The sequence below is a fragment of the Mycoplasma enhydrae genome (genome assembly GCF_017116825.1).
GTDB lineage: Bacteria > Bacillota_I > Bacilli_A > Mycoplasmatales > Metamycoplasmataceae > Metamycoplasma > Metamycoplasma enhydrae.
In genome coordinates this window covers 1-3502 of record NZ_JAFIRD010000012.1, presented here as the reverse complement: position 1 = coordinate 3502, position 3502 = coordinate 1, and the positions used below count along the sequence as shown (strand labels likewise).

At 27.2% G+C, this 3502-nt stretch carries 6 protein-coding genes; 3 read left to right on the top strand and 3 right to left on the bottom strand.

Features of this window, described 5'->3' with window-relative positions; genetic code table 4:
• The first annotated feature begins 6 nt into the window (after positions 1–6).
• Positions 7–96, top strand: coding sequence for an IS3 family transposase (locus tag JXZ91_RS03775; protein WP_373422513.1), 90 nt, complete (start codon positions 7–9; stop codon positions 94–96).
• A gap of 64 nt (positions 97–160) precedes the next feature.
• Here the strand turns inward: JXZ91_RS03775 and rplS are convergent, their stop codons facing one another.
• From rplS to rpsP, 3 genes are read right to left on the bottom strand one after another with little or no spacing between them, the layout of a single operon-like run.
• Positions 161–514, bottom strand: a complete 354-nt coding sequence (gene rplS, locus JXZ91_RS02980) for a 50S ribosomal protein L19 (RefSeq protein ID WP_205851531.1) — start codon at positions 512–514, stop codon at positions 161–163.
• Positions 504–1181, bottom strand: a complete 678-nt coding sequence (gene trmD / locus JXZ91_RS02975) for a tRNA (guanosine(37)-N1)-methyltransferase TrmD (protein ID WP_205851530.1) — start codon at positions 1179–1181, stop codon at positions 504–506. Before trmD ends, rplS begins: the two co-directional genes overlap by 11 nt.
• A gap of 6 nt (positions 1182–1187) precedes the next feature.
• The gene (rpsP, locus tag JXZ91_RS02970; RefSeq protein ID WP_205851529.1) at positions 1188–1445 is read right to left on the bottom strand and encodes a 30S ribosomal protein S16; all 258 of its coding nucleotides are present in this window, start codon (positions 1443–1445) and stop codon (positions 1188–1190) included.
• Positions 1446–1622: 177 nt separating this feature from the next.
• On the opposite strand from rpsP, the gene cdd reads away from it, so the two are divergent.
• Together cdd and JXZ91_RS03755 are read left to right on the top strand one after the other, a co-directional pair.
• Positions 1623–2018: a cytidine deaminase gene (cdd, locus tag JXZ91_RS02965; protein ID WP_205851528.1), complete on the top strand. Its 396-nt coding sequence runs from the start codon at positions 1623–1625 to the stop codon at positions 2016–2018.
• 2 nt (positions 2019–2020) lie between these two features.
• The gene (locus tag JXZ91_RS03755) at positions 2021–3073 is read left to right on the top strand and encodes a helix-turn-helix domain-containing protein (protein WP_205851527.1); all 1053 of its coding nucleotides are present in this window, start codon (positions 2021–2023) and stop codon (positions 3071–3073) included.
• Positions 3074–3502 lie beyond the last annotated feature (429 nt).

Below are 3502 nucleotides of genomic sequence, written 5' to 3'. Positions count from 1 at the left end.
GAGCTAATTACTGACTTTATAAATTACTATAATAATATTAGAATACAAATTAAACTAAAAAACCTCTCTCCGTGTCATTACATGAGAAAGGTTTAATTGATTTGTCCACTAATAGGGGACATGTTTAGAATTGCACTTTTTTGTATCATCTAGTTGAAAATTATTTTCCTTTAATTTCTTTCAATCTAGCACTTTTTCCTTTTAGACCTCTCATGTAATAAAGTTTAGCTCTTCTAACTTTATTTTTTCTTTTAACTTCAATGTTTGAAATTAAAGGAGAGTTAACTTTAAATACACGTTCAACACCTACACCATATGAATCTTTTCTAACTGTTATTGATTTATTGATACCTTCGCCATAAGAAGCAATAACTAAACCTTCAAAAACTTGAATTCTTTCTTTATCGCCTTCTTTAATTCTAACGTGAACTCTAACATTGTAACCTTCTCTTATATCAGGAAGGTCTGTTCTAATTTGATCTTTTTCTACAAATTCTAATAATTTACTTCTCATTCTTTTTCCTTTCAATGATATCTTTTCGATTTTTTAAGGTTTTTAAATAAGCATTTTCCTCACGTCATTTTTTTATTAGTTCATGATTACCAGATAGTAGTACTTCTGGTACTTTAAGTCCTTTATAAACCGCAGGTTTTGTATATTGTGGATAATCCAGTAGTCCATCATTTTCAAAACTTTCATTTACATGACTTGCTTTTCTTAGTACACCTGGCACTAATCTTGCCACAGCTTCTGATATTACCATAGCTGGGGTTTCACCACCAGTAAGAATATAATCACCAATTGATAATTCTTCATCAACAAAGTTTAATACACGTTCATCAAAACCTTCATAATGACCACAAACTAAGGTTATTTCTTTATGTTTGGTTAATTCATGTGCTTTTGTTTGACTGAAAGTTTGACCTTGTGGGCTAAGAAGAATTTTGTAGCTATTTGGAACACTTTCCAAAGCTAAATCAATTGGTTCAACTTGTAAAAGCATCCCATCACCACCACCATATACAGTGTCATCAACTTTATTTCTTTTTTCTTTAGAAAATTTTCTAAAGTCAATAATGTTAATTTCTAAGTGCCCTAGTCTAATTGCTTTTGCAATTATACTTTGAGATTGAAATGCTTCAAAGTAAGCCGGAAATAATGTGAGTATGTTTATTTTCATAATTGTTTATTTTTTGTTAGATATGTAATTTTTGTAGAAATCGTTTCTTTTTAGTAAAGTTCTAACGGTATCAGTTGGTTTAGCTCCGTTATCTAAATATTTTGTAGTTAGTTCTTCATTTAATACTAATTTTTTGGTGTGTGGGTCATAGTGACCAAGTTCATCGATAAATTTACCATCACGAGGAGCTCTTGCATCAGAAGCTACAACTTTGTAAATTGCATGGAATTTTTTACCGGTTCTTTTAAGTCTAAGTTTAACCATAAATTTCCTTTCTTAAAATTCTTAATATTATTTTATTTATGTATTTTTAATAATGAGATTATTTTACCACAAAAAATTTAAATGTTAAGCAAAATTACTTGACAGCAATTTATTACATTTTTTTAAATTAGTATTTTAAAAAAAGTGTTAAATCAAAGGTATGGTAAAATATTAAATATGAAAAAAGAAACGTTAAAACAAAAATTAGATTTAGCATATTCACCTTTTTCTAAGGTTAAAGTTGCAGCGGCAGCAATAGATGAAAATAACAAAGAATATTATGGTGTAAACTGTGAAAATGCTGCATACCCTAGTGGGCTTTGTGCTGAAAGGTCAGCTTTATTTGGTTCAGTTGCATATGGCGCTAAGGTGGGCGCTTTTAAGGAAATACACATAATTAGTAATTTAAATAAGTATTTATATCCTTGTGGTGCTTGTAGACAAGTGATGTATCAATTCTTAAAACCTAATGCTAAAGTAATTCTTCATACTACAGATTCTAAAGACAGTTTAGAACTAAGTATTGAAGAATTACTACCAAACGGTGTAGTTAATGAGGATATCAGTTTTTAGATATGCAAGAAAAACATATATGTGATTTAAAACACATTGAATTACATGGTTCAAATTTTGGTAAAGAAATTGAATATTATTTGAATAAATATTCAATGTCTCAAAAAGAGTTAGCACAACGTTTAGGAATTAGCACACAGTATGTTTATATTATTATAAATAGCCCAACTAATGTAAATCTTAGTTTGGCTATTATTGAAGGTCTTGAAAATGTATTCAATTTAGAATTAGGTACATTATCTGAAGTTTATTCAATTTATTCAAATAAAGAAAAAGCTGATACTAAAAATATTTCAAGTTTGCTTAAAAATTATGGAGAAGAATTTTTAATTAAAAATCCTCATTTACCTTTAATAAGCAATATTAAATTGAGCACTGAAATGCCAATAAATAAAAAACTAATGATGATGAATAGGTTTTATGGCGTTGCAGACTTAAGGTATTATGATGATTATTTAAAAAATAATGCTATAGCTGATGAAAGTGTATACAAAAATCCTAATAGTAAAGTGTGAATTAGGTTTTGTGAACTTTCTATCCCTAATTTAATTAACGATAAGAGTTTGGGAATTTTTAGAAAAACAAGTTTTAATTTAGTGTTAAAAAAAATAATTAAAATCATTTGCCAAGATTCTTTAAATTTCAAACAAAAAATATTAGAAATAAAAAACTTTCTTTTAACCAAAGGAATGATTTTAATTACAATGCCTTTTATTGAAAATAGTAATATTGAAGGAATTGCTTTTCAAAAAGGTGCTAGAAGATTAATATTTGTTTCTGATATTTATGAGTGTGAAGCCTTCATTTTTAGATCGATCCTACATGAAGTTACACATTGCTTTTTTGTAGATTCAAGCGAGGATGAAATTGATCAAATTTATACAAGTACATATGAGAGTTTAAAATCAAATATTAAATCAAGATATTCGGGTTTAGATGATGCTATTGAAGTTCATGAAAATCATAACAAAATAAAACACAGTGAACTGAAGGGTAAGATTTGTGAAACAACAAAAAAAATATTGGCAAAATATCCAAAAGTTTCTTTTAAATAAAAATTACATAATGTTATTAAATAATGTATATAAAGGATCCATGTTGCAATAATATAATCAGCTAAAACAATTTTAAGAGCTGAAACAGCACTAATATATATGATTTCAAAAATTATATAATTACGTTAGATAAACAGCATAAACGTTACATAAGGTAACGTATTTTTATTACTTTTTTTGGCTATTTAAGGCCAAAATTTTAAATATAAATATATTTAATGCGTTTGTTTAAAATTCAGAGTTTTTGGAATAAAATTCCCCAAAAGCGCCCCAAAATCACCAAAAAACCTCTAAAAACACCAATATATATATATATATATATATGAAATTGGGTATAATTAGGCATTATTTTAAACACAACAAAAAAGAGGTTTTATGAATAACTCAATTAAGAAAAAGAAAACAGCTATTATTGTAGGAGCAACAGCC